This window comes from Loktanella sp. D2R18 (genome assembly GCF_003318235.1).
In the GTDB taxonomy this organism is placed as follows: Bacteria; Pseudomonadota; Alphaproteobacteria; order Rhodobacterales; family Rhodobacteraceae; genus Yoonia.
The window spans coordinates 130,650-153,531 of record NZ_QOCG01000002.1; the positions used below are offsets into that span (position 1 = coordinate 130,650).

Annotated in this window: 27 protein-coding genes; 21 read left to right on the forward strand and 6 right to left on the reverse strand. The window is 54.5% G+C overall.

The window, feature by feature from the left end; all coding sequences use genetic code 11:
• Positions 1-57: 57 nt before the first annotated feature.
• Positions 58-633, reverse strand: a complete 576-nt coding sequence (locus tag DS901_RS00715) for a LabA-like NYN domain-containing protein (protein ID WP_113775007.1) — start codon at positions 631-633, stop codon at positions 58-60.
• A gap of 108 nt (positions 634-741) precedes the next feature.
• Between DS901_RS00715 and folK the strand changes: the two genes are divergently transcribed.
• The 12 genes from folK (at position 742) to recO (ending at position 10,081) form a co-directional block, all read left to right on the forward strand.
• On the forward strand, positions 742-1,320 hold the full coding sequence (gene folK, locus DS901_RS00720; RefSeq protein ID WP_113775008.1) for a 2-amino-4-hydroxy-6-hydroxymethyldihydropteridine diphosphokinase: 579 nt from the start codon (positions 742-744) through the stop codon (positions 1,318-1,320).
• Between the two features lie 99 nt (positions 1,321-1,419).
• Positions 1,420-1,773, forward strand: coding sequence for a DNA-directed RNA polymerase subunit omega (gene rpoZ / locus DS901_RS00725; RefSeq protein ID WP_090201487.1), 354 nt, complete (start codon positions 1,420-1,422; stop codon positions 1,771-1,773).
• A gap of 39 nt (positions 1,774-1,812) precedes the next feature.
• Positions 1,813-3,945, forward strand: coding sequence for a RelA/SpoT family protein (locus tag DS901_RS00730; protein WP_113775009.1), 2,133 nt, complete (start codon positions 1,813-1,815; stop codon positions 3,943-3,945).
• Between the two features lie 65 nt (positions 3,946-4,010).
• Positions 4,011-4,646 (forward strand): DUF2062 domain-containing protein, encoded by a 636-nt coding sequence (locus tag DS901_RS00735; RefSeq protein WP_404932328.1) that lies wholly within the window; start codon positions 4,011-4,013, stop codon positions 4,644-4,646.
• A 28-nt stretch (positions 4,647-4,674) separates the two neighbouring features.
• The gene (locus DS901_RS00740) at positions 4,675-5,427 is read left to right on the forward strand and encodes a pyridoxine 5'-phosphate synthase (RefSeq protein WP_113775011.1); all 753 of its coding nucleotides are present in this window, start codon (positions 4,675-4,677) and stop codon (positions 5,425-5,427) included.
• 1 nt (position 5,428) lies between these two features.
• Complete coding sequence (locus DS901_RS00745; RefSeq protein ID WP_113775012.1) at positions 5,429-5,866, forward strand: ABZJ_00895 family protein; 438 nt, start codon at positions 5,429-5,431, stop codon at positions 5,864-5,866.
• Between the two features lie 13 nt (positions 5,867-5,879).
• Positions 5,880-6,281 (forward strand): holo-ACP synthase, encoded by a 402-nt coding sequence (acpS, locus tag DS901_RS00750; protein WP_113775013.1) that lies wholly within the window; start codon positions 5,880-5,882, stop codon positions 6,279-6,281.
• 52 nt (positions 6,282-6,333) lie between these two features.
• Positions 6,334-7,167: a signal peptidase I gene (lepB, locus tag DS901_RS00755; RefSeq protein ID WP_113775014.1), complete on the forward strand. Its 834-nt coding sequence runs from the start codon at positions 6,334-6,336 to the stop codon at positions 7,165-7,167.
• Positions 7,164-7,844: a ribonuclease III gene (gene rnc, locus DS901_RS00760; RefSeq protein WP_113775015.1), complete on the forward strand. Its 681-nt coding sequence runs from the start codon at positions 7,164-7,166 to the stop codon at positions 7,842-7,844. The genes lepB and rnc overlap by 4 nt, the downstream gene beginning before the upstream one ends.
• Entirely contained in the window at positions 7,841-8,758 is a 918-nt protein-coding gene (era, locus tag DS901_RS00765; protein ID WP_113775016.1) for a GTPase Era, read from the forward strand. The genes rnc and era overlap by 4 nt, the downstream gene beginning before the upstream one ends.
• A 3-nt stretch (positions 8,759-8,761) precedes the next feature.
• On the forward strand, positions 8,762-9,088 hold the full coding sequence (locus DS901_RS00770) for a DUF1491 family protein (protein ID WP_113775017.1): 327 nt from the start codon (positions 8,762-8,764) through the stop codon (positions 9,086-9,088).
• A gap of 267 nt (positions 9,089-9,355) precedes the next feature.
• A complete protein-coding gene (gene recO / locus DS901_RS00775; RefSeq protein WP_113775018.1) occupies positions 9,356-10,081 on the forward strand; it encodes a DNA repair protein RecO in 726 nt (241 codons plus the stop codon).
• On the opposite strand, the gene DS901_RS00780 is transcribed toward recO, so the two are convergent.
• Positions 10,078-11,763, reverse strand: a complete 1,686-nt coding sequence (locus DS901_RS00780) for an acyl-CoA dehydrogenase family protein (protein WP_113775019.1) — start codon at positions 11,761-11,763, stop codon at positions 10,078-10,080. The two genes, recO and DS901_RS00780, sit on opposite strands and share 4 nt — an antisense overlap.
• Positions 11,764-11,912: 149 nt before the next feature.
• On the opposite strand from DS901_RS00780, the gene DS901_RS00785 reads away from it, so the two are divergent.
• Entirely contained in the window at positions 11,913-12,683 is a 771-nt protein-coding gene (locus tag DS901_RS00785; protein WP_113775058.1) for a sulfite exporter TauE/SafE family protein, read from the forward strand.
• A gap of 19 nt (positions 12,684-12,702) precedes the next feature.
• Here the strand turns inward: DS901_RS00785 and DS901_RS00790 are convergent, their stop codons facing one another.
• The 3 genes from DS901_RS00790 to DS901_RS00800 are packed head-to-tail and all read right to left on the reverse strand — an operon-like array spanning position 12,703 to position 15,348.
• On the reverse strand, positions 12,703-13,107 hold the full coding sequence (locus DS901_RS00790) for a hypothetical protein (protein ID WP_113775020.1): 405 nt from the start codon (positions 13,105-13,107) through the stop codon (positions 12,703-12,705).
• 45 nt (positions 13,108-13,152) lie between these two features.
• Positions 13,153-13,689: a DUF3859 domain-containing protein gene (locus DS901_RS00795; protein ID WP_113775021.1), complete on the reverse strand. Its 537-nt coding sequence runs from the start codon at positions 13,687-13,689 to the stop codon at positions 13,153-13,155.
• A 60-nt stretch (positions 13,690-13,749) separates the two neighbouring features.
• Positions 13,750-15,348 (reverse strand): phosphoenolpyruvate carboxykinase, encoded by a 1,599-nt coding sequence (locus DS901_RS00800; protein WP_113775022.1) that lies wholly within the window; start codon positions 15,346-15,348, stop codon positions 13,750-13,752.
• Between the two features lie 300 nt (positions 15,349-15,648).
• On the opposite strand from DS901_RS00800, the gene DS901_RS00805 reads away from it, so the two are divergent.
• From DS901_RS00805 to DS901_RS00835, 7 genes are read left to right on the forward strand one after another with little or no spacing between them, the layout of a single operon-like run.
• The gene (locus tag DS901_RS00805) at positions 15,649-16,350 is read left to right on the forward strand and encodes a response regulator transcription factor (RefSeq protein WP_113775023.1); all 702 of its coding nucleotides are present in this window, start codon (positions 15,649-15,651) and stop codon (positions 16,348-16,350) included.
• A gap of 3 nt (positions 16,351-16,353) precedes the next feature.
• Positions 16,354-18,078: a sensor histidine kinase gene (locus tag DS901_RS00810; RefSeq protein ID WP_113775024.1), complete on the forward strand. Its 1,725-nt coding sequence runs from the start codon at positions 16,354-16,356 to the stop codon at positions 18,076-18,078.
• 9 nt (positions 18,079-18,087) lie between these two features.
• On the forward strand, positions 18,088-18,513 hold the full coding sequence (locus tag DS901_RS00815) for an HPr kinase/phosphorylase (RefSeq protein WP_113775025.1): 426 nt from the start codon (positions 18,088-18,090) through the stop codon (positions 18,511-18,513).
• Complete coding sequence (gene rapZ / locus DS901_RS00820; RefSeq protein ID WP_113775026.1) at positions 18,510-19,424, forward strand: RNase adapter RapZ; 915 nt, start codon at positions 18,510-18,512, stop codon at positions 19,422-19,424. Before DS901_RS00815 ends, rapZ begins: the two co-directional genes overlap by 4 nt.
• Positions 19,421-19,816, forward strand: coding sequence for a PTS sugar transporter subunit IIA (locus tag DS901_RS00825; protein ID WP_113775027.1), 396 nt, complete (start codon positions 19,421-19,423; stop codon positions 19,814-19,816). Before rapZ ends, DS901_RS00825 begins: the two co-directional genes overlap by 4 nt.
• On the forward strand, positions 19,813-20,082 hold the full coding sequence (locus DS901_RS00830) for an HPr family phosphocarrier protein (protein ID WP_113775028.1): 270 nt from the start codon (positions 19,813-19,815) through the stop codon (positions 20,080-20,082). Before DS901_RS00825 ends, DS901_RS00830 begins: the two co-directional genes overlap by 4 nt.
• A 32-nt stretch (positions 20,083-20,114) precedes the next feature.
• A complete protein-coding gene (locus tag DS901_RS00835; RefSeq protein WP_404932329.1) occupies positions 20,115-20,993 on the forward strand; it encodes a lysophospholipid acyltransferase family protein in 879 nt (292 codons plus the stop codon).
• On the opposite strand, the gene DS901_RS00840 is transcribed toward DS901_RS00835, so the two are convergent.
• Complete coding sequence (locus DS901_RS00840) at positions 20,990-21,865, reverse strand: 3-hydroxybutyryl-CoA dehydrogenase (RefSeq protein ID WP_113775029.1); 876 nt, start codon at positions 21,863-21,865, stop codon at positions 20,990-20,992. The genes DS901_RS00835 and DS901_RS00840 overlap by 4 nt on opposite strands.
• A 158-nt stretch (positions 21,866-22,023) precedes the next feature.
• Between DS901_RS00840 and DS901_RS00845 the strand changes: the two genes are divergently transcribed.
• The gene (locus tag DS901_RS00845) at positions 22,024-22,872 is read left to right on the forward strand and encodes a DUF6473 family protein (protein WP_113775060.1); all 849 of its coding nucleotides are present in this window, start codon (positions 22,024-22,026) and stop codon (positions 22,870-22,872) included.
• Positions 22,873-22,882 lie beyond the last annotated feature (10 nt).

Genomic DNA, 22,882 nt, shown 5'->3' on the forward strand with positions numbered 1-22,882 from the left:
CTTGACGCCGCCGCGTCCAGTAGAGGACGCCAGACAGTTGCCCGTCTGGCGGAAGATTTATTCGCTGTCGTCTGCGACTTCGCCAACGAATTCAGGACGAGGTTCACGTGTTGGGCGTCCCACCACATCACGCAATTCGTCTAATTCAATGAAGTTGTCGGCCTGACGGCGCAGTTCATCAGCAATCATCGGCGGCTGACTGCGGATTGTAGAGACCACAGAAACGCGCACGCCTTGACGCTGCAGGCTTTCAATCAATGGGCGGAAATCGCCATCGCCTGAAAAAATCACAACGTGATCGACGTGCGGTGCAAGCTCCATCGCATTCACGGCCAATTCGATGTCCATGTTTCCCTTGACCTTACGACGGCCCATACTATCGGTGTATTCCTTGGCCGGTTTGGTCACCATGGTGAAGCCGTTGTAGTTAAGCCAATCAACCAAAGGGCGAATTGGAGAATACTCGTCATTCTCAAGCAAGGCAGTGTAATAGAACGCACGCAACATCTTGCCGCGGCGCATAAATTCCTGCCTAAGGAGTTTATAATCGATGTCAAAGCCCAGCGACTTTGCAGCTGCATAGAGATTTGATCCATCGATGAAGAGTGCGAGACGCTCGTCCCGATAAAACATGAAATATCCTTTCAAAAATATACACGTTGCCAGCAAACAGTGAGTGGTGTGTGTTGTGCTGAAGTCCCAATATAGTAATCTCTTAAGTATAACTGGCAAGTGGCGAAAATGATAGAAGAATTGGAAATTGCGCTTATCGCCTTCGGGAGTAACGAAAATTCAGTTTTTGGTGACCCTGCGGAAACTGTACTAAAAGCCATGAAAATAGTGGCGGGTATTTCAATTTCGAATCCCGTTTTTAGCGATTTTTATTGCACCCCGGCATTCCCAAAGGGGGCTGGTCCCGATTTCGTGAACGCGGCATTGGCCATCACCACAACCGACACGCCCAACGCGATTCTGGCCAAGTTACACGAGGTCGAGGCGATGGCCGGACGCACGCGCAAGGTGCGTTGGGGGCAGCGGACGCTTGATTTGGATTTGATCGCGGTTGGAGAACGGATCCTGCCTGACCAGAAAACCTACACCCACTGGCGCGAATTACCTTCTGAGGAGCAGCAAAGTGCTGCACCCGATCAATTGATTCTTCCGCATCCGCGCATGCAGGATCGGTCTTTTGTTTTAGTTCCGTTGAGCGATGTGGCCCCGCATTGGCTGCACCCTGTGCTACAAATGACGGTGACAAAAATGCGTGATGCCTTACCCGCCAAGGACTTAGCAGAAGTTACGTGGCGCGGTGCGGCATAATAATTATCTGCAGGTTCCGGCCTGCACCCCTTGTCAATCGTTTTGTTTCGCAATAAACAGCGCTCTTGCTATGTTCCCTTGTCCGACTGGAGTACGCCAATGGCCCGCGTCACCGTAGAAGATTGCGTCGATAAAGTACCGAACCGTTTTGATCTTGTGATGCTAGCGGCCCACCGTGCCCGCGAAATCGCCGCTGGTGCGCCGATTACCGTCGCCCGTGACAACGATAAGAACCCAGTCGTTTCTCTGCGCGAAATCGCCGAGGAAACACAGCAAGCCGATGATCTGCGCGAGCGGATGATCGAAGCGAACCAGACACAAATCGAAGTTGATGAGCCTGAAGAAGACAGCATGTCCTTGCTGATGGGCGCAGAGGCCGACAAACCCGTCGAAGACGATATGTCAGAAGAAAAATTGCTGCGCGCGCTGATGGAAGCGCAAGGCCAGCGCTAAAAGGCCTTTGCCGGCCTACAAAGATAGGTGCTGGACCAGATGACGACCGCTAACGAACTGATCGATCTGGTCCGCGCATATAACCCTAATTCAAACTCGGAACTTCTGCGCGATGCCTATGCATTTGGCGCAGAAATGCATGAAGGTCAGTTTCGCCATTCCGGTGAGCCTTATTTTACCCACCCTGTTGCCGTTGCCTGTATTTTGGCCGAACAGCAGATGGATGATGCCACGCTGATCACCGCGTTGTTGCACGACACAATCGAGGACACAAAAGCGTCCTTTGCTGATGTTGAAACCCGGTTCGGTCGCGAAATTGCTGATTTGGTTGATGGCGTCACGAAGCTGACCAATCTGCAACTGTCGTCAACCCAGACCAAACAGGCTGAAAATTTTCGCAAGCTTTTCATGGCAACCTCCCGTGATTTGCGGGTGACTTTGGTTAAGCTCGCTGACCGTTTGCACAATATGCGCACCATCCGGTCAATGCGTGATGAAAAGCAGGCCCAAAAGGCCCGCGAAACCATGGATATCTATGCGCCGCTTGCGGGGCGCATGGGGATGCAATGGATGCGCGAAGAGCTTGAGGATCTGTCGTTTCGTGTCTTGAACCCGGATGCGCGGAGTTCAATCATTCGCCGTTTTATCACCCTGCAACGCGAAGCGGGCGATGTGGTGCAAAAGATTACCGCCGACATGCGGGTTGAGCTCGAAAAAGTGAGCATCGTCGCCGAAGTATCCGGCCGCGCCAAAAAACCCTATTCGGTTTGGCGCAAGATGCAGGAAAAAGATAAAAGCTTTAGCCGTCTCGCAGATATCTACGGGTTCCGCATTATCGTCGCGACTGAAGCCGACTGTTACCGCGTTTTAGGTGCGATCCATCAGCGCTGGCGCGCGGTGCCGGGCCGGTTCAAAGACTATATCAGCCAACCGAAAACCAACGGCTATCGATCAATCCACACAACCGTGTCGGGCCGAGATGGCAAACAGGTTGAGGTCCAGATCCGGACCCGCGAAATGCACGAGGTAGCCGAAACCGGCGTTGCCGCGCATTGGTCTTATAAGAACGGTGAACGCGTCGAAAACCGCTTTGCCGTTGATCCGGTGCGCTGGATTGCATCACTGACCGAACGGCTTGATGAAGATCAGGACCACGACGAATTTCTCGAAGCCGTGAAGCTTGAAATGTACACCGATCAGGTGTTTTGCTTCACCCCCAAGGGCGATGTGATCAAATTGCCGCGCGGTGCGACGCCGATTGATTTTGCTTATGCCATCCATACGCGCATTGGGTCGGCCTGTGTCGGTGCAAAGGTGGATGGCATCCGCGTGCCGTTGTGGACCAGGTTAAAAAACGGTCAATCCGTCGAAGTTATCACCGCTGAAGGTCAGACCCCCCAAGCCACATGGATAGAAATTGCTGTTACAGGCCGGGCAAAAACCGCGATCCGCCGTAGCCTGCGCGAAGAAGACCGGGGGCGTTTCGTGCGTCTGGGGCGTGAACTGGCGCGCGTGGCTTTCGAAAATGTTGGTAAAAAGGCGACTGACAAGGCGCTGGTAACAGCGGCCAAGGCGATGGCGATTTCCGATGCCGATGAATTGCTGGCGCAACTGGGCAGTGCAGAAATCACTGGCCGTGATGTCGTGCGCGCGATCTATCCTGAACTCGAAGCGCGTGACGGTGAAGAAGTCGATAAGAATCGCGCCGTTGTTGGGCTTGCCGTAGGACAAGAACAACAGCGCGGGGCCTGCTGCCAGCCCGTGCCGGGTGAGCGTATTCTAGGGATCGCGTTTCGCGGACAGGGCGTTGTCGTTCATGCGATCGATTGCGAAGCCTTGGCCGATTACGAACACCAACCCGAACGCTGGGTTGATCTACATTGGCACGAAGGCACCCACGCCGCCGTCAACACCGTGACCTTTGACGTAACGATCACCAACGATTCCGGCGTGCTGGGACGAATTTGCACATTGATCGGCGAACAGAATGCAAATATTTCTGACCTCAGGTTCATCGACCGGAAACCAGACTACTTTAGGTTACTGATCGATGTCGATCTACGCGACACAGAGCATCTGCACCGGGTCATGACCGCCCTAGAGGCGGAGAGCAATGTATCGTCGATCGTGCGGCACCGTGACCCGGCGCTATCAAATATGCGGCGCAGCTAACGCGCGAGTTAAGGAACAACGTTTTGGTGTTTAAGCGCAGGGATAGGCGACCGATCTGGCAGATCGTGCTCGATTTTATCTATCCACGCGGCGGTTGGGCGCGGGCGTTCGAATATGTCAAACACCGTGTGCGCCGTCTGCCTGATACGCCTGAAAAAATTTCACGTGGTATTGCCGTTGGTGTGTTCGCGTCGTTTACCCCATTTTATGGGCTGCATTTTGTGATTGCGGCGCTTCTTGCGCAGGTGATGCGCGGGAATATACTGGCGGCGTTGTTGGGCACATTCTTTGGCAACCCGTTGACTTATATCCCCATCGGGGTCGCGGCCTTGTCGATGGGGCATTTGCTGCTTGGCCGGCCCTTTAATGCGGCGATCTTTGGGTTTGGTGACCGCGCGGCGGAATTTTGTGGGCTCGGCTGTCGTTTTGGCAACGCATTTTCCGACATAACCCATAATTTTATCGCGATGTTCACACCTGCGCGCGCCGACTGGCATGGGTTGGCCCAATTCTATCACGAGCTGTTTCTACCCTATATGGTCGGCGGAATCATTCCGGGTATTCTTTGCGGTGCGGGTGCCTATTACATCTGCGTGCCGTTGATTTCTGTCTATCAAAAACGCCGCCGAAAGGTGCTGCGCGACAAGCTTAGCCAGCTAAATAAAAAACCTGAGATCACGGGTGACGACAGCCCCAGATAATCCTAGTGTTCCAGAAAAGGGGATCGTGATGGCAGCTGAAAAATTACGTCTTGGGGTGAACATTGATCATGTGGCGACCGTGCGCAATGCGCGCGGCGGCGATCTGCCGGACCCGGTGCGTGCGGCATTGATGGCGCAAGAGGCTGGCGCAGACGGGATTACCGCCCACCTGCGCGAAGATCGCCGTCATATTATCGATAGCGATATTGATCGTTTGGTTGAACAACTGTCGGTGCCGTTGAACTTTGAGATGGCCGCGACAGAGGAAATGCAAGCCATTGCCCTACGCCATAAACCACATGCGGTCTGCCTTGTGCCCGAAAAACGCGAAGAGAAGACCACAGAGGGTGGTTTAGAGGTCGCGCAGCAAGACAATAAACTCGCACATTATATCAAACCTTTTGTCGATGCTGGGTCGCGCGTGTCACTATTTATTGCTGCCGACAAAGTCCAAGTCGAAGCCGCCGCGCGGATCGGTGCACCGGTGATCGAACTCCATGCGGGCGCCTATGCCGATGCATGGGCCGAAGAACGCTGGGATGTGCGTGATAGCGAATTGGCCAAAATTACGGACATGACCGCCTATGCGCATGAACTGGGGCTTGAGGTGCATGTCGGTCACGGGTTGACCTATGACAGCGTCGGCCCGATTGCCGTGCTGCCACAGGTGCGTGAATTGAACATCGGGCATTTCATCATCGGCGAGGCAATTTTTCGCGGGCTTGGCCCCGCGATTGTTGAAATGCGCCGTCTGATGGATGCCGTACGGCAAGGAGACTAAGGTGAATTATATACGTTACACGGGCATCGTATTTGCTTTGACCGTTGGTCTTCCCATTGCGCTTGGCTTACTGATGCAGGTGACCGGGGTAAACCTGTCCAGCTCGGCCACATCGATCATACCAGCAATGAGTGCTGCGGGAAATGAGGGCCAAAAGTTTGCGAAGAATCGTTTGCGTATGCCAACGCGAGCAGAAACAGCGCCGTTTGTTGTGTTGGCAACGCTAATCGCCGGGGGCTTTCAGGTGTTGTTCACGGCAATCGTCATTACAAATGTTTCTGGCTATGAACAATTGCTGCAAAAATCGTCATCCGCTGGTTTGGTTGTCGGGATGCTGGTATTTGTCGTTATTGTGATTGCGATTTGCAATCTGGTATTTCTGCGGATGGGTTGTAAAAATCAGCTCAAAGCGCTTGAGAAGATCGGCAAACCCAAATGAAAGTCGCAATGTAATGATCCTTGGCATTGGCACGGACCTTGCGAATATTGAGCGCATCAAAGGCACGCTTGATCGGTTTGGCGACAGGTTTCGCAACCGCGTCTTTACCGATATTGAACAGGCCAAGGCAGAGCGTCGCAAAGATGTCGCAGGAACCTATGCCAAACGCTGGGCTGCGAAAGAGGCTTGTTCAAAGGCGCTGGGCACTGGGCTTGCCATGGGGATTTCGTGGAAAGATATGGCGGTGACCAATATGCGCAGTGGGCAACCCACAATGCAAGTCACCGGATGGGCCAAAGAGCGGCTGGACGCCATGACCCCACCGGGACACGAAGCCGTTATTCACGTGACTTTGACCGATGATCACCCTTGGGCACAGGCCTTTGTCGTGATCGAGGCTCGCCCTGCGCCTTGACAGGACGGGCGCGCCGCCGCATGTAGCCTCAAACACCTAAAAGGAATTGGTAATGGCCGAACAAGCCGAAAAAACTGGGCCCGTCGCAGCTGTCATTGAAACGGTCAAAACCGTCTTCTGGGCGCTGGTCATTGCTGGGCTGTTTCGTACCATCTTGTTTCAGCCGTTCTGGATCCCGTCAGGGTCGATGAAAGACACGATGCTGGTCGGCGATTTCTTGTTCGTGAACAAGATGGCTTACGGCTATTCCTATGCATCTTGCCCGTCTATCCCGTTCTTGAATCTTGGAGCGGACAAGTTTTGTGGTTTCGCCGAAGATTACGATGACCGTCTATTTGGGTCCGACCCAGAGCGCGGAGACATCGTGGTTTTTCGCCACCCTGTAACGGGTCAAGATTTTGTCAAACGCCTTATCGGCCTGCCCGGCGACCGTATTCAGATGAAAGATGGCCTGCTCTATATCAATGACGTTGCTGTCATTGTGGAAGACGCGGAACCGTTTGTTGAAATTTCTGAACCGCAAGGCCCGCAAGGACGCATGCCGTCATGTAGCAATGGTGCTGTCGGAGATGGCGCTGAGTGCATAAAAGAACGCCAAATTGAGACGCTTCCTAACGGCGTCAGCCATAGCATCTTGAACACGGGCAACCGTCAGCAAGACAATACACAAGTTTTTGTCGTGCCGCAGAATGAATTCTTCTTCATGGGCGATAACCGCGATAATTCTACAGACAGCCGTTTCCCGCAGTCCACTGGTGGCGTTGGTTTTGTCGAACGCAAAGACCTGATCGGGCGCGCGGATCGCGTGATCTTTTCATCGGCGGGGCGGTCGATGCTCTATTTCTGGACATGGCGTCCTGATCGCTTCTTTAAGGCCTACGATTGAAAATCTCAGCTGAACTCACCGCGTTTTCAAAAAGGCTTGGCTATCAGTTCGCCAAACCGGAATTTCTGCTGCGTGCGGTCACCCATTCGTCGATGGTCAGCCCGCATCGCGACGATAACCAACGACTAGAGTTTCTGGGCGACCGTGTGTTGGGGCTCGTGATCGCGGACGCGCTACTGGAGGCCGATCAGGCTGCACCCGAGGGCTTGCTAGCGCCGCGTTACAATGCACTGGTGCGCCGCGAAACCTGTGCCGAAGTTGCCCGCCAGATTGATCTTGGCGCGGTGCTAAAGCTTGGTCGGTCTGAGATGAAATCGGGCGGACGCCGCAAAGAAGCTTTGTTGGCTGATGCAATGGAAGCTGTCATCGCTGCGATCTACCAAGACGGTGGATTTGACGTGGCGCGCGCCGCCGTGCTGCGTCTTTGGGGCGCGCGCGTGCAAAACGTTGCCGTCGATGCCCGTGATGCCAAGACGGCTTTGCAAGAATGGGCGCAGGCCCGCGGCGAAGTCCCCCCGCAATATGTCGAGGTCGCGCGCACTGGACCTGACCATGCCCCCGTGTTTACTATTGAGGTGCGTCTTGCCTCTGGCCCGTCCGAGCAAGCGACCGCAGGCGCCAAGCGCAACGCCGAACAGGCCGCAGCGGCAGCCCTTTTGAAGAAAGTGAAGTCATGACTGATGCCCCAACCAAGGCGGGATTTGTCGCGCTTATCGGCGAACCGAATGCCGGGAAATCCACGCTACTAAACCTGATGGTCGGCGCGAAAGTGTCGATTGTGACCCATAAGGTGCAGACCACCCGCGCCCGCATTCGTGGCGTTGCGATGGAAGGCAACGCGCAGTTGATTTTTGTTGATACACCGGGTCTGTTTAAACCACGTCGCCGTCTTGACCGCGCGATGGTAGCGGCCGCCTGGGGCGGGGCTGCGGATGCGGATGTCGTGGTCTTATTGATCGAGGCGCATCGGGGTATGACCGATGGGGTGAAAACAATCCTCGAAGCACTGGCTGAACGTAGTGGCAAGGCTAAGGTCGCGCTGGCGATCAATAAGATCGACAAGGTGAAGTCCGAAGTACTGTTGGCGCTGACCAAAGAAATGAATGATGCCTACCCGTTTGCGGACACATTTATGATTTCGGCTGAACGCGGCCACGGCTGTGACGCGCTCCGCAAATGGTTGGTCGAACAAGTGCCGGAGGGACCGTTTCTTTATCCCGAAGATCAGATCGCGGACCTGCCAATGCGCATGATCGCCGCCGAGATGACCCGCGAAAAACTGACCCTGCGCTTGCACCAAGAATTGCCCTATGAGCTGACGGTCGAAACCGAAAATTGGGAAGAACGCCCCGATGGCTCTGCCCGCATTGATCAGCTGATCTATGTCGCGCGTGACGGGCATAAGGGGATCGTGCTGGGCAAAGGTGGCGAGACCGTGAAATCGGTTAGCCAGGCGTCCCGGCTTGAGCTCGAAGAATTTCTTGGTCGCCGTGTGCATCTGTTCATGAAGGTGAAAGTGCGCCCCAATTGGCTTGAAGAATCTGAGCGTTATTCCGAAATGGGTTTAGATTTCAAAGACGGCAATGCGTAGCCTATGCGGCTGACAGCGGATATTTGGGTTTCGGCCTATTTGACGCGGTTGCGGCTACAGGAGATCCCTGCTTTTGTTGTGGCGCGCGGTGATGCCACCGCTGGCGCTGTTTTGGTGAAAATGAATACGCTGGATGGCAAGGCGTGTTGCTACCAACGTAGCTTTGATCTGATGACGGGCGACCGCAAATGGGTTGTTTTGGTCGAAGGTGATGAGCCGCTTGTTGATGCATCAGTTCAAAAACAACGCGGGTTTGATACCGACCTATGGGTGATCGAGGTCGAGGACCGTCAGGGCCGTCACCTGCTTGATGAACCTGGGCTTACATAACTTTTATGCCTCCGGCGGGAGTACTTTTGGCAAGATGATAGGCAAGAGGCTCATTGGTAACAGATTGTTAAGCAACTTCTACCAAAGTGATGTCGCGGTACAGGCTGGAGAGCCGATGGCCGTGCGAGGTGATGTGGCGTAAGCCAGTTCACTGGGGTAAGGTGGTATCAATATCATCTTGCCCCAAATACTCCCGCCGGAGGCGGCTGAGGCTTGCAATTTGCGATCCCGCCCGCTGATATGGCACAATGATCTGGACATACCCCAATGATTGAATGGCGCGATGAGGCGGTCTTGCTGGCGACGCGCTCGTTTGCTGAGACCTCGGTCATCATCGACGTGTTTAGCCCGACACAGGGGCGGCATGCTGGGGTGGTACGTGGCGGGACCAGCCGAAAGATTGCGCCAATACTTCAGCCTGGCGCCCAGCTGGCGGTCGCGTGGAAAGCACGGCTTGAAAGCCATATTGGTGCCTTTACGGTTGAACCGATCCGTAGCCGCGCGGCAGTTGCGATGGGCGGGCGTATGGCGCTTGCAGGGTTAAGTGCGACCTGTGCAATTCTATCGCTTGTCTTGCCTGAGCGCGCACCGCACCCTGCGCTTTATACACGTACGATTGGGCTCTTGGACCTATTGGGGCAGGCGGACATATGGCCCTTGGCCTATCTGCGGTGGGAGCAGGCCCTGTTAGAGGAAATGGGGTTTGGCATGGATCTATCTGCCTGTGCCGTGCGCGGCACCAATGAAGAATTGATCTATGTCTCGCCCAAAACCGGGCGCGCGGTGAGCCGGCAAGCCGCAGGCGAATGGGCTGATCGATTACTGCCTTTGCCCCCCGTCTTGGCCGGGCAGGGTGAGGCTAGTAACGCCGATATTGTAACGGCGTTGCGGACCACAGGTCATTTTCTAGAGCACCGTCTGATCGCGTCGCTTGGCAGTCGGCCGATCCCATCTGCGCGCGCGCGGTTGATCGATGCGATTGCGCGCGATTAGTCCAGCACGCGCCGTGCAATCACCTGCGCTTGAATTTCGGCGGCCCCTTCAAAGATGTTCAGAATACGCGCGTCGCAAAGCACACGGCTAATCTGATATTCGAGCGCAAACCCGTTGCCCCCGTGAATTTGCAAGGCATTGTCGGCGCAGGCCCAGGCGATACGCGCGCCCAGTAGTTTGGCCATGCCGGCTTCGAGATCGCAGCGGCGGTAGTTGTCCTTTTCGGCGGCGCTGAAATAGGTGAGCTGCCGCGCAACCATGAGTTCAACGGCCATCATCGCCAATTTGCCTGAGACACGCGGGAAATCGATCAGGGATTTACCGAATTGTTTGCGGTCTTGGGCGTATTGCATGCCCAAATCCAGTGCGGATTGCGCAACCCCAATTGCCCGCGCGGCGGTTTGGATGCGCGCGCTTTCAAAGGTCTGCATCAGTTGCTTAAATCCTTTGCCGGGCTCTTGGCCGAGCAGGTTTTCCCCCTTGACTTGGAACCCATCAAAGCCAAGCTCGTATTCTTTCATGCCGCGATAGCCGAGCACTTCGATCTCGCCGCCAGTCATGCCGGGGGTTGGAAAGGGCTCTTCGACGGTGCCAGGTGTCTTTTCAGCCAAGAACATCGACAGCCCCCGGTAATCGGTGGTGTCAGGGTCGGTGCGTGCGAGCAGGGTCATGACATGCGTGCGGGCCGCATGGGTGATCCATGTTTTGTTGCCGGTGATTTCCCAGTCGTCGCCGGATTTGACCGCACGCGTGCGCAGACTGCCGAGATCAGAGCCCGTGTTCGGTTCGGTAAACACCGCTGTTGGCAGGATTTCAGCGCTTGCGATGCCGGGCAACCATTGCTGTTTTTGTTCATCTGTGCCGCCGCAAAGGATCAATTCGGCGGCGATTTCTGAGCGTGTACCAAGGCTGCCGACCCCGATATATCCGCGCGACAGTTCTTCGGACACCACGCACATTGATGCTTTGGACAGCCCAAACCCACCGTATTCTTCGGGGATTGTCAGGCCGAAGACGCCCAGTTCGGCCATCTCGTCGATCACCTCTATAGGAATTAATTCGTCTTTGAGGTGCCATTCATGTGCATGTGGCGTAATTTTTTCGACACTAAACCGGCGGAATTGTTCCCGGATCATCTCCAATTCGTCATCAAGTCCGGTTACCCCGACAGTGACATTGGCAGATTGTTCTTGCATGAGCGCGACAAGCCGCGTGCGCGCGGTTTGGGTGTTGCCTGCTTGGGTCAGGGTCATCACTGCAGGCTGCATGAGCGCGCGCATATCATCTTGAGAAAGCCCGATATCTTGCAGGCGCAGAATTTCCCCTTGGCTCATCGGGATGCCACCGTAGACCTGCCACAGGTATTCGCCAAAGGCGATTTGATGGATCAATTGTTCGACGTCGCCAAATTTACCATCTGCCTGAAGACGTGTCGCCCAATTGTGCATCTGGTGAAGCGCCTGAGTATAGGTCGCGAGCCAAGCCAGCCCATGCGCTGCGGTCTGGTGCTGTTCGATCAACTGTGCGCTGACCCTATCGCCGTCCGTTACCGTGGCGCGGACCGCTGATTTGGCGCGTGCAAAGACGTCATCGACAGCTTCAAGCGCTGCTGCCGTAAGGCCGAGTAAATCCCCTAAGATCGGGGTGGTTGCGTTGAGTAGGTCCTGACCATCGTGCGGCATCTGTCGAATCCTCTTTTTTTGCACGTGCAGAGATAGTCATTTTGCAGGTGCAGCGCAATATTAATTCGAAATATGATCAAAATTTGACGTAAAGTGTCGCGGTGAAATTTTCTAATGCATGCGAGATCGCAAACGCGTATGCAGGGCGAATGATTGATCTTTTTGCCATTCTACCGCTTCCTCTTTTGCTTTTTGCCTGCACCATCACCTTGGTAGGTGGGTTCGTGAAGGGCGCCGTTGGTTTTGCGATGCCGTTAATCATGGTGTCTGGCATGGGGATATTGATTGACCCGCAAACAGTCGTGGCTGGGGTTATCATTCCGATTGTGGTGACCAACGCGATGCAGGTTGCACGCGCCGGGCTTGGCCCCGCGTGGGAAGGATTTAAAGAGCATTGGCGCTATGTGTCGATTGTTTGCGTGATGATCCTCGTGTCCGCGCAGTTCTTGCGCAGTATCCCTGCGGATACGATGTTTTTGGTGCTTGGCGTACCTGTGGTCGGGCTGTGTGTTATTCAGTTAGTCGGATGGCATCCGCTTATTCCACAACGTTATCGGCGTGTATTTGAATGGGGTGCGGGTGCTGTATCAGGTGCGCTTGGTGGGCTGGCCGGGACATGGGGCCCGCCGACAGTGCTGTATCTTTTGGCTTTGGATACGCCGCGCGCGCGCCAGATGGCGGTGCAGGGTGTGATTTATGGGCTTGGGTCAGTGATGCTCTTGCTCGGGCATCTGCGGTCTGGTGTGCTGAACGCGCAGACATGGCCGCTTTCGGCGCTATTGGTGGTTCCGGCGATCGTAGGGATGTGGCTTGGGTTCAAGCTTGGGGATCGGTTCGATCAAGAACGGTTTCGTCGTGTCACATTGTGGGTTTTGGTTTTGGCCGGGGCAAACCTGATCCGACGGGGACTGATGGGGTAGGGTTTCGCAAACTCCAGTTTTACAGATGAATATAGGCGAGCAGGCCTTCAACTGTGTCTGGAAATGCGCCTTTGGCTTCATGCTCCCCCAATATCAACGGCGCCCTAAGCAAGAACGCCTTCTTTTGGGATCGTAGAATACGTGCGTCCTGCTTGTTTTTGGCGACGAAGTTTAGCCATGTGAGGAGCGTGTCGGGGTCTGGTGCATGAGTTTGGTCAATAGATCCGATCACGTCGTTGCCGTCTAAATCTAGGTCTATCCGCTGGCCTAACCCGTTCAATGCAAACCCGATACCACCAGCCTCAACCATCCAAGGTTCCATTCCCGAACACATATTATCAAGGGTACGGTAAATCGAAATATCATCAGGCACTGCGTAGGTTGTGCTTTCGTTGAAAATGGTGACATCTGATAGCCAGTGCATGTTTAGGGTCTCTTGTGGTTTCAATCTCTGGCTGTTGCCCTTGCTCTACGATAGCATGTCCACATACCCACATACAGACGCCAGATCGGGTCGGTTTTCGGGCGCGACGACATCAAAACTCACGGTATAAAGTGGTTTATCATTGCGCATTGCGGTGATCGTCCAAGGGCCAGTTTGCAATTCATACGCATAGTCAAATTGGTAGAATGTAAACGACCCGCCGTCGCCGCCGATTCCGGTGGTGTAGCTTTGGGTCGTGGCGCCGTTGTCGCCCATAGGCGGGTGGGTGATCACGATAGTGACGTTATCAAGCCCCTCTGCCCGCAGCGCGCGTGATCGCACGCCAAACCCGACCCCAAAGGCTGCAGGTACCACTTGGCCGTTTGAGACAAAGTTGGGCGGTTCATCGACCACATGGGTGATCCCTGCAAGCGTATCAGGCGCGGGGCTTGTCGTGATTGTGTCGGGTGCGCAGAGGATGCCGATTTCGATCTCAGCGATTTCCGTGCTGACCATATCGGCTTGAGCCGCAGCAACTTTGGGCGCGATGATCAGACAAAAAATGGTCAGCCAATGTTTCATAAGCTGACCATAGCGTTGGTTCGCTGTGAACGTAAGGTGGATCTTGATCCACCCTACGCCCTAGCCGATTGCGGCTGATTTCACGTCATCGTCGATGAACGGTACATATTTTGCGAAGTTGTCGCTAAACATCTGCACCAACTTAGCAGCCTGCGCGTCATAGGCGGATTGGTCAGCCCAAGTGTTGCGTGGGACCAACAGCGCATTATCGACGCCAGCCACATCAAGCGGAACCTCAAAACCGAAGTTCGGGTCCTTGGTAAACGCGCCTTCCGACAAGGATCCGTCAAGCGCTGCTGCCAAAAGCGCACGTGTCGCTTTGATCGGCATGCGTGATCCGGTGCCGTAAGCGCCGCCGGTCCAGCCTGTGTTGACCAACCAACATGTCGCGCCGTGGCTGGCGATTTTGCTGCGTAGCAGGTTGCCATAGACTTCGGGGCGGCGTGGCATGAAGGGCGCGCCGAAACATGTGCTGAACGTGGGTTCTGGTTCGGTGACGCCTTGCTCTGTGCCGGCGACCTTTGATGTGAAGCCAGACAAGAAGTGGTACATTGCTTGCGCCGGTGTCAGTCGCGCGATTGGAGGCAAGACCCCAAAAGCATCGCAGGTCAGCATGATGATGTTTTTCGGGTGCCCGCCAAGCGCTGTTCCCGACGCATTCGAGATGTAGTTCAACGGGTAAGCGCAGCGCATGTTGGCGGTCAAGCTATCGTCTTCGAAGTCCAATTCCAGCGTTTCTGGATCAAACACCATGTTTTCGATGACCGTGTGCGGCATAGAACATGTGGCGTAGATCTCTGGCTCGGCTTTCGGGTCAAGGCCGATGGTCTTGGCGTAGCAGCCGCCTTCAAAGTTGAACGTGCCGCGATCGGACCAGCCATGCTCATCATCGCCGATCAGCACCCGTGATGGGTCGGCAGACAGTGTGGTTTTCCCAGTGCCTGACAGCCCAAAGAACACAGCCGTATCGACCGGGTTGCCCGGCGCATGGTTGGCTGAGCAGTGCATCGGCATGATGTCTTCTTCGGGCAGAATGTAGTTCAGCAAGGTGAACACGGATTTCTTATTCTCGCCTGCGTATTCTGTGCCCCCGATCAGAATCAGTTTGCGATCAAAGTTGAGCGCAATCACAGTTTCTGACCGGCACCCGTGCTTTTCAGGGTCTGCCTTAAAGGTCGGGCAGTTGATAATGGTGAATTCTGGTGCGAATGTTTCCAACTCATCTGCGCTTGGGCGGCGCAAAAGGTGCCGGATGAACAGCCCGTGCCACGTCAGTTCAGTGATAACCCGTACATCCAAACGGTGGGCCGGGTCGGCGCCGCCGAACAGGTCTTGAACCTCGTATTTGCCGCCTTGCATGTGCGTGAGCATATCCGCGTAGAGCACGTCAAATTTATCAGATGCCATCGGCGGGTTGTTTTCCCACCAGATTTTATCTTCGACAGACGGTGTGCGCACGACAAATTTGTCTTTCGGTGACCGACCTGTGTGCGTGCCGGTGGTCACGAGGAATGTGCCGCCTTTCCCGGTGACACCTTCGCCTGCGGTAACTGCGGCGTCATGCATTTCTTGTTCAGAGCGGTTATAATACACATAACCCAGCCCTGTGATGCCTTGATCTTCAAGTTTCATCGATGGGTTGACCGTACCTTGGTCCATGGGTTCGCTCCTTAAATGATTTGGCCGGGATGGCCTGCGATAAGTCTCCTTAACACCAAGGTTTCGCGGCTTCATAGCCCGACTTGCTTTAGTTAGCGCAATCATGTGCATGTTAGCGCAATCACTCGCGAAATTTAGTTTCGCGCTCATGAATTGTTAGCGTGCAAACCTGCAAAACTGCACCAATTGCGGCCAAAATGTGGCAACTCATCAATTGGGGATTGATTCGCCCTGTCAAAAGGATGAAAACGGAATGACGAAAGATAATCCATTGAGAACGGCCATTAAGGAATAAGATAGATGTCCAGAATTGCATTGGTCGATGATGATCGAAATATCCTGACCTCTGTGTCAATGACGCTTGAGGCTGAAGGGTTTGAGGTCGAGACACATAACGATGGTCAGTCGGCGCTTGACGCATTTAATCAGCGCATGCCAGACCTTGCTGTGCTGGATATTAAGATGCCACGTATGGACGGCATGGATCTGCTACAGCGCCTACGCCAAAAGACATCGATGCCAGTGATCTTTCTGACCTCAAAAGATGACGAAATCGACGAAGTTCTGGGTCTTCGTATGGGGGCAGACGATTACGTCAAAAAGCCGTTCTCGCAGCGTTTGCTGGTTGAACGTATTCGTGCGCTTTTGCGTCGTCAGGATGCGATTGCGGGCGAAGAGATCGAAGAGACCGAAGAAACCAAAGTAATGGCGCGCGGCGAATTGGTAATGGACCCCCTGCGCCATGCCGTGAAATGGAAAGGGCGCGACGTATCTCTGACAGTCACAGAGTTCCTATTGCTTCAGGCGTTGGCCCAGCGCCCCGGATTTGTCAAAAGCCGTGATCAGCTGATGGATGTGGCCTATGATGACCAAGTGTATGTAGATGACCGAACCATTGACAGCCACATCAAGCGGTTGCGCAAAAAGATGCGGAACACCGATGACGAATTCTCGGCAATCGAGACGCTCTATGGTATCGGGTATCGCTATAACGAAGAGTAGCGGATGACCGCCGCACCCAAGATCGACGTTCGCAATTTGCAGTCAGTGCGCGCGGCTGCGCGTGATCCTGATCTGGTGCTTGGCGATGATTGGGATCTCGCTGATGCTGATGGCGAAGTCACGCTGTCTCGCGGTGGATTACTCTCGCTACGCCGCTCGCCGATTGCCCGCAAAATCATCATGATCAATCTGATCGCGATGATTTTGCTGATTGCGGGCGTGCTGTACATGAGCCCATCGCGCGACCACCTTGCCTATCAACGTGCGCAAGGTCTGGTCAACGAGGCGCGGTTGATTTCCGATGTGTTCGAGGCGCAACTGCCAAATACAGCCCCGGTCAATTTTGTGACTGCTGATGGTATTGATCCGGCTGAAACGCTCGCAGGTCTAAACCTGCGCGGTGGGGTGCAGGTGTCAGTCTATTCGCTTGATGCAACCCTTGTCGCAACCGCAACGGGCCAATTGAATGCAACCGAGCTTGCAGAGCTTGAAAGTCATACAGGCGGTACATTTTTAACAGATTTCTTGTCAAAAATCTGGACAGGCATCGCATCAATGACAATCAACAGGGGTGACGCGCTGACCCCTGAGCAACAGCTTTTGGCGCTTTCGCAGGAAAAGGTACGACAGGCGATCGTTGGGGGCACCAACCTAGAAACGACGACAATTGGCGCGGTGACCAGTTTTATTGTGACCACGCCAATCATGCAAAATGGCGCGGCGGTTGGCGTGGTTGCGGTGATGACTGCTGCGGGTGAAGTTGACAGCCTTGTGCAGCGAGAACGCGAACAGGTGCTGCGCCTGTTCTTGGTCGCCATAGTGGTCAGTATCGGGCTTAGCTTGGTGCTGGCTTCGACGATTGCGAACCCGCTTGCAGATCTTGCTACCGCGGCTGAGGCAAGCCATGATCGCAACGCGCGCAAAATGTCTGCCGCGCGTGTGCGCATCCCTGATTTGACGGCGCGGCCTGATGAAATTGGGCGCCTCTCTGGCGCGTTGCGGGGCATGGTGTCTGCGCTTTACGAGCGGATTGAAGGCAACGAACAATTTGCGGCTGATGTGGCCCACGAGATTAAAAACCCACTTGCGTCCTTGCGCTCTGCGGTTGGGACGATGCCCTTTGCAAAACGCGAAGATCAGCGCGAAAAACTGATGAAAGTGATCGAACACGATGTGAAACGACTGGACCGTCTGGTCAGTGATATTTCCAATGCCTCTCGGCTTGATAGCGAACTTGTTAAAGAAGAAGAACAGACCTTTGATCTGATTAAGATGCTCGAAAACATTATCGAGTTTTTGGGCAAAGAGGCGCGGTCTAAAGGAATTGAGTTTGTCGCCGATTTGCCCAACGATGCGATTGAAGTGCGTGGACTTGAAGGGCGTTTGGCGCAGGTCTTTGTCAACCTGATCACAAATGCCGTCTCTTTTTGTGATGACGGTGACGCGATCCGTATCTGGGCCCGCAAGCGCGAGAACAGGGTGCTTGTGGTCGTCGAAGACACCGGTCCGGGCATTCCCGAGGACGCATTGGCCAAGATTTTCCAGCGGTTTTACTCTGAACGCCCAGAGGGTCAGTTCGGGAACAATTCAGGTCTCGGGCTTGCGATTTCAAAGCAAATCGTTGAGGCACATGACGGTGTGATCTGGGCAGAGAATATCCGGCCGACAGAAGCTGACTCAACCTCTGCCCCACTTGGCGCACGTTTCGTTGTTGGCCTTCCAATTTAGGGTGCGGTGATGAACGGGCCTCATACCGTTCACGCGAGTTGCGTCGCATATGACGGCAAAGCGGCTTTGTTTTTGGGGGCTTCTGGCAGCGGTAAGTCGGCATTGGCACTGCGAATGATGGCGCTGGGTTGTGATTTGGTCGCCGATGATCGGGTGGTGCTGACAGCGCAGGAAGGCGCATTGGTCGCGACCTGTCCTGAAACGATCGCGGGGCTGATTGAGGCGCGTGGTATTGGCATTCTAAACGCGGCAAATGTGCCCAATGCTGTCGTGCAGGTCGTCGTTGACATGGATATGCAGGAACAAGACCGTCTGCCGGAAACGCGGTATGTGACCTTATGTGATTTGCGCACCCCCTTGATTCATCGCGGGGTTGGTGATCACTTTGGGCCAGCTATTGTGCAGCTTCTCAAAGCTGGCTGGAGTAATCGATGACAGCGCTACCGCCCAAAACTGACCCCACACCGCCTGCCATCGTTTTGGTGACCGGCCCATCGGGGGCGGGACGGTCAACTGCGATCAATGCGCTCGAAGACCTTGGCTATGAGATCATTGACAACTTGCCGCTGTCCTTGCTGCCACGCCTGTTGGATGGGCCACCACCGGGTCGCCCGTTGGCGCTGGGGTTGGATGTCCGGAACCGTGATTTTGGTACCAACGCGCTGATTGTGGCGATTGACCAGCTTGCGGGACGTCCGGATCATAATGCGCAGGTGCTTTACCTTGAGGCCGACGAGCAAGAGTTGGTGCGTCGCTATTCCGAAACGCGTCGGATGCACCCGCTGGCGCCAGCGGGATCGCCGCTGGCTGGGATCGCCCGCGAGCGCGATCTGCTTAGCCCTGTCCGTGCCCGTGCAGATGTGCTGATCGATACCACAGGGATGTCGCCACACGATCTACGCGCAGAGATTGATCGCTGGTTTGCCCCCGGTGATGGGCGACCTTTGGGAGTTACGATCCATTCATTTTCCTACAAACGTGGCCTGCCACGGGGCATGGATATCGTGATTGACTGCAGATTTCTGCGAAATCCACATTGGGAGGAAGGTTTACGCCCCCTCGACGGGCGCGACGTCGCCGTCGCTGAGTATGTAAAGGCGGACCCCCGTTTCGCAGAGTTCTTTTCCCGGCTAAAATCGTTGGTTGACCTCCTGCTTCCCGCCCACAAGCAGGAAGGTAAATCGCATTTGTCTATTGGTCTTGGATGTACCGGAGGGCAACACCGATCTGTCGCTATGACAGAGCACCTTGCATCTGCCCTTGCAGAAGACGGGTGGCATGTGTCTAAACGGCATCGAGAAATGGAACGGCGCGACGCGCTGGGTAACAAAGGACACGCGGTTTGATTGGTATCGTCATCGTCGCACATGGCAGGCTAGCGCAGGAATACCTATCTGCGGTTGAACATGTCGTCGGTGAACAGGCCGGTGTTATCAGCATTGCAATTGGCCCCGAAGATGATCGCGCCGAGAAACAAGCCGAAATTTGCGATGCCGCCGATGCCGTAGATGCCGGCGATGGCGTCGTGATTGTAACTGATATGTTCGGCGGATCGCCGTCAAACCTATCGTTGCGCGCCTGCAGCCCTGACAACCGACGTATCCTTTATGGGGCCAATTTGCCAATGCTGATTAAGCTGGCAAAGTCCCGCCGGCGCACCGTTCCTGACGCAGTTGAAGCTGCTATAAACGCAGCTCACAAGTATATTAACAGCCACAATGGCGGAACGCATATATGACCACCACCCGCCTAGAAATAGAGAATATCAAAGGCTTACACGCGCGCGCTTCGGCGAAGCTGGTCGAAGTCGTCGAAAGCTTTGACGCACAAGCAACCGTTAGCAAAGACGGCGAAAGCGCCACTGGTGACAGTATCATGGGGCTCTTGATGCTTGGTGCCTCAATAGGTACTTATATCGACGTTGAAACCACGGGCCCGCAGGCTGAGGCGCTAAGCGCCGCTATCACAGAATTGGTTGCCGACAAATTCGGCGAAGGCAACTAGCGGCCCGATGTGGCCTATTAGGATGAATTGACGTGACTGAAACAACCCGGCACACACAGACCTCTCCGGTTGTGGATCAAGATGCACCACGCGTCTATGACCGTGGTAGCCTGACCTATTCAAATACGTTTGAAAGCCCGTTTAAGCGCAATATGATCCGCGTCATCGAATTTTTCACGGGTAAATTGCCGATCATACGGATGATTCGGAAATTTGAACGGATGGGCAAATATCAAGGACAAGACTTTTGGCGTGGGACGCTGGATGTCATGGAGATTGAACTGCAAACCCCGCAAGATCAATTGGACAATATACCTAAAACTGGCCCAACCGTGCTTGTCGCGAACCACCCGCATGGCATGGTCGATGGAATGATCTTGGCCGATTTGATCGGCCGGGTACGCACCGATTACCGGATTTTGACGCGTTCTATCCTGACTGGAATTGATAAAGAAGCAGGGGATTTCATGATCCCAGTTCCGTTTCCACATGAACCCGACGCCCATACCAAGATGATCGAAATGCGCCGCACTGCGATGGATCACCTTAAAGGTGGCGGGCTGATCGCGCTGTTTCCGTCTGGCGTTGTGGCGTCGTCTGAAACCATGTTCGGTCCCGCGATTGAGGCGGAATGGAACGTGTTCACATCAAGCATGATCCGTAAATCTGGCGCAAAGGTAGTGCCTTGCTTCTTTCCTGGGGCAAATTCACGGTGGTATCAGATCGCGAACCGCATCTCGGCCACGCTGCGCCAAAGCCTGCTGCTGCATGAAATCGCGCATGCGTGCGGCAAACCGCAAAAACCGGTGGTGGGAAAGCCGTTTGATGATGACGACGTGAAGACACGCCAAAAAGAGCCACGTGTCTTTATGGCGTGGCTCCGGGAGCAAACCTTGGGCCTACGCGACTAGCGCGTCGGCACCGGGGTTTCACCGCGATAATCATAAAAACCGCGTTTGGTTTTGCGGCCGAGCCAGCCTGCTTCGACATATTTTGTCAGCAATGGGCAGGGGCGGTATTTGGTATCGGCCAAGCCATCATGCAGCACGTTCATGATCGCCAGGCAGGTGTCCAGTCCAATGAAATCGGCCAACTCAAGCGGCCCCATCGGGTGGTTAGCGCCGAGTTTCAACGATGTATCAATTGATTTGACGGATCCGACGCCCTCATACAGCGTATAGATCGCCTCGTTGATCATTGGCATCAGGATGCGGTTCACGATGAAGGCAGGGAAATCTTCGGCCGTCGCCGATGTCTTGCCCAGACGTTCCACAACTTCGTGACAGGCTTTGAAAGTCTCTTCGTCGGTCGCAATCCCGCGGATCAGTTCGACCAACTGCATGATTGGCACCGGATTCATAAAGTGGAAACCCATGAATTTTTCGGGCCGGTCGGTCCGTGACGCGAGGCGGGTGATTGAGATGGACGAGGTGTTTGACGTGAGAATCGTTGTTGGTTTGAGATGCGGTTGCAGCTCTGCAAAAATCGCGGTCTTGATTTCTTCGCGCTCTGTTGCCGCTTCGATGATTAAATCCATTTGACCAAGGTCGGTGAGCGTTTGTGTCGTTGCGATCCGGGCCATTGCTGCTGCTTTGGTGTCAGCGGTGATGGCCTCTTTACTGACTTGCCGCTCAAGGTTGCGGTCGATCAAAGCGACAGCTGCGGAGAGCGCATCGGCGCTAATATCCGTCATCACTACGTCATAGCCCGCCAACGCAAACACATGCGCAATCCCATTGCCCATTTGCCCGGCACCAACGATGCCCACACGTTCAATCGCCATTTTTCATTCCTTTGCAGATTGGATGCACCATAGGCCCCCATGCCGGGGGGCTTCAAGCCGCCCGGTTGATGAAAAGTTAAATTGAATTTTGTCATTAGCAAATTAGCAAAGTATTTGAGCGAATCTGCGCGCTGTAACCTTAAAAAGTGGTGGGTCGTATGAAACAACAGGTGGTCGAGACTGACGAAATTGGTTACGCGCCCTGTCATTATGGGCATTCAAAGATGATGTTTCGTGGGCCGCGCAAGCAATTGGATCAGCCCTATCTGGCGTTCCTTGGCGGGACCGAAACCTACGGTAAATTCATCCAACAGCCGTTCCCTGCGCTGGTGGAGCGGGGAATGCGTCAAGCCTGTGTGAATTTTGGTGGCGTCGGTGCGGGGATTGATGCCTTTGTGAATGATCAATCCGTGCTCGAAATTTGCCGCGATGCAGATTTTACAGTGTTGCAAATAATGGGGGCAAACAATCTGTCGAATCGATTCTATTCGGTGCACCCGCGTCGCAATGACCGATTTGTCGATGCGTCATCAGTGCTGCAAGCGATCTACAATGATGTCGATTTTTCCGCGTTTTCGTTCATCCGGCATATGCTTGGCGCCTTGCACGACCAATCGCCGTCACGATTTGAAATTGTTGTGAACGAGCTACGCCAAGCGTGGTCAGCACGGATGAAAAACCTGTTGGGGAAAATCGGCAGAAGGGTAATTTTGCTGTGGTTTTCTGATGAGCTGTTGAATGATCAAGATTGGTCTATGCGTCCCGCGCAACTTCAAACCGACCCGCTTTTTATCACAGCGACCATGGTCGAAGAACTGCGCCCGCTTGTTGCGGATATTGTTGTTGTGAACCCGTCAACAGACGCGTTGTCCGAAGGTATCAAAGGCATGATCTACCCACCCTCACAAGAGGCGATGGCGTCAGAAATGCTCGGCGTGCGTTGCCATCAAGAGGCGAGCGCACAGATTATTGAAGCTATTCGCGCACAGAATTCCATGACGACATGACACGACAACC

Coding starts and splice junctions, on each gene's coding strand:
- rpoZ (WP_090201487.1), top strand. CDS start 1,420: ATGGCCCGCGTCACCGTAGAAGATTGCGTCGATAAAGTACCGAACCGT.
- DS901_RS00830 (WP_113775028.1), top strand. CDS start 19,813: ATGACCACCACCCGCCTAGAAATAGAGAATATCAAAGGCTTACACGCG.
- DS901_RS00845 (WP_113775060.1), top strand. CDS start 22,024: ATGAAACAACAGGTGGTCGAGACTGACGAAATTGGTTACGCGCCCTGT.
- DS901_RS00800 (WP_113775022.1), bottom strand. CDS start 15,348: ATGGACCAAGGTACGGTCAACCCATCGATGAAACTTGAAGATCAAGGC.
- rapZ (WP_113775026.1), top strand. CDS start 18,510: ATGACAGCGCTACCGCCCAAAACTGACCCCACACCGCCTGCCATCGTT.
- DS901_RS00780 (WP_113775019.1), bottom strand. CDS start 11,763: ATGCCGCACGATGGTCAGGACCTACTCAACGCAACCACCCCGATCTTA.
- DS901_RS00840 (WP_113775029.1), bottom strand. CDS start 21,865: ATGGCGATTGAACGTGTGGGCATCGTTGGTGCCGGGCAAATGGGCAAT.
- DS901_RS00730 (WP_113775009.1), top strand. CDS start 1,813: ATGACGACCGCTAACGAACTGATCGATCTGGTCCGCGCATATAACCCT.
- DS901_RS00810 (WP_113775024.1), top strand. CDS start 16,354: ATGACCGCCGCACCCAAGATCGACGTTCGCAATTTGCAGTCAGTGCGC.
- folK (WP_113775008.1), top strand. CDS start 742: ATGATAGAAGAATTGGAAATTGCGCTTATCGCCTTCGGGAGTAACGAA.
- era (WP_113775016.1), top strand. CDS start 7,841: ATGACTGATGCCCCAACCAAGGCGGGATTTGTCGCGCTTATCGGCGAA.
- recO (WP_113775018.1), top strand. CDS start 9,356: ATGATTGAATGGCGCGATGAGGCGGTCTTGCTGGCGACGCGCTCGTTT.
- DS901_RS00815 (WP_113775025.1), top strand. CDS start 18,088: ATGAACGGGCCTCATACCGTTCACGCGAGTTGCGTCGCATATGACGGC.
- DS901_RS00790 (WP_113775020.1), bottom strand. CDS start 13,107: ATGCACTGGCTATCAGATGTCACCATTTTCAACGAAAGCACAACCTAC.
- acpS (WP_113775013.1), top strand. CDS start 5,880: ATGATCCTTGGCATTGGCACGGACCTTGCGAATATTGAGCGCATCAAA.
- DS901_RS00805 (WP_113775023.1), top strand. CDS start 15,649: ATGTCCAGAATTGCATTGGTCGATGATGATCGAAATATCCTGACCTCT.
- DS901_RS00785 (WP_113775058.1), top strand. CDS start 11,913: ATGATTGATCTTTTTGCCATTCTACCGCTTCCTCTTTTGCTTTTTGCC.
- DS901_RS00770 (WP_113775017.1), top strand. CDS start 8,762: ATGCGGCTGACAGCGGATATTTGGGTTTCGGCCTATTTGACGCGGTTG.
- DS901_RS00795 (WP_113775021.1), bottom strand. CDS start 13,689: ATGAAACATTGGCTGACCATTTTTTGTCTGATCATCGCGCCCAAAGTT.
- DS901_RS00740 (WP_113775011.1), top strand. CDS start 4,675: ATGGCAGCTGAAAAATTACGTCTTGGGGTGAACATTGATCATGTGGCG.
- DS901_RS00715 (WP_113775007.1), bottom strand. CDS start 633: ATGTTTTATCGGGACGAGCGTCTCGCACTCTTCATCGATGGATCAAAT.
- lepB (WP_113775014.1), top strand. CDS start 6,334: ATGGCCGAACAAGCCGAAAAAACTGGGCCCGTCGCAGCTGTCATTGAA.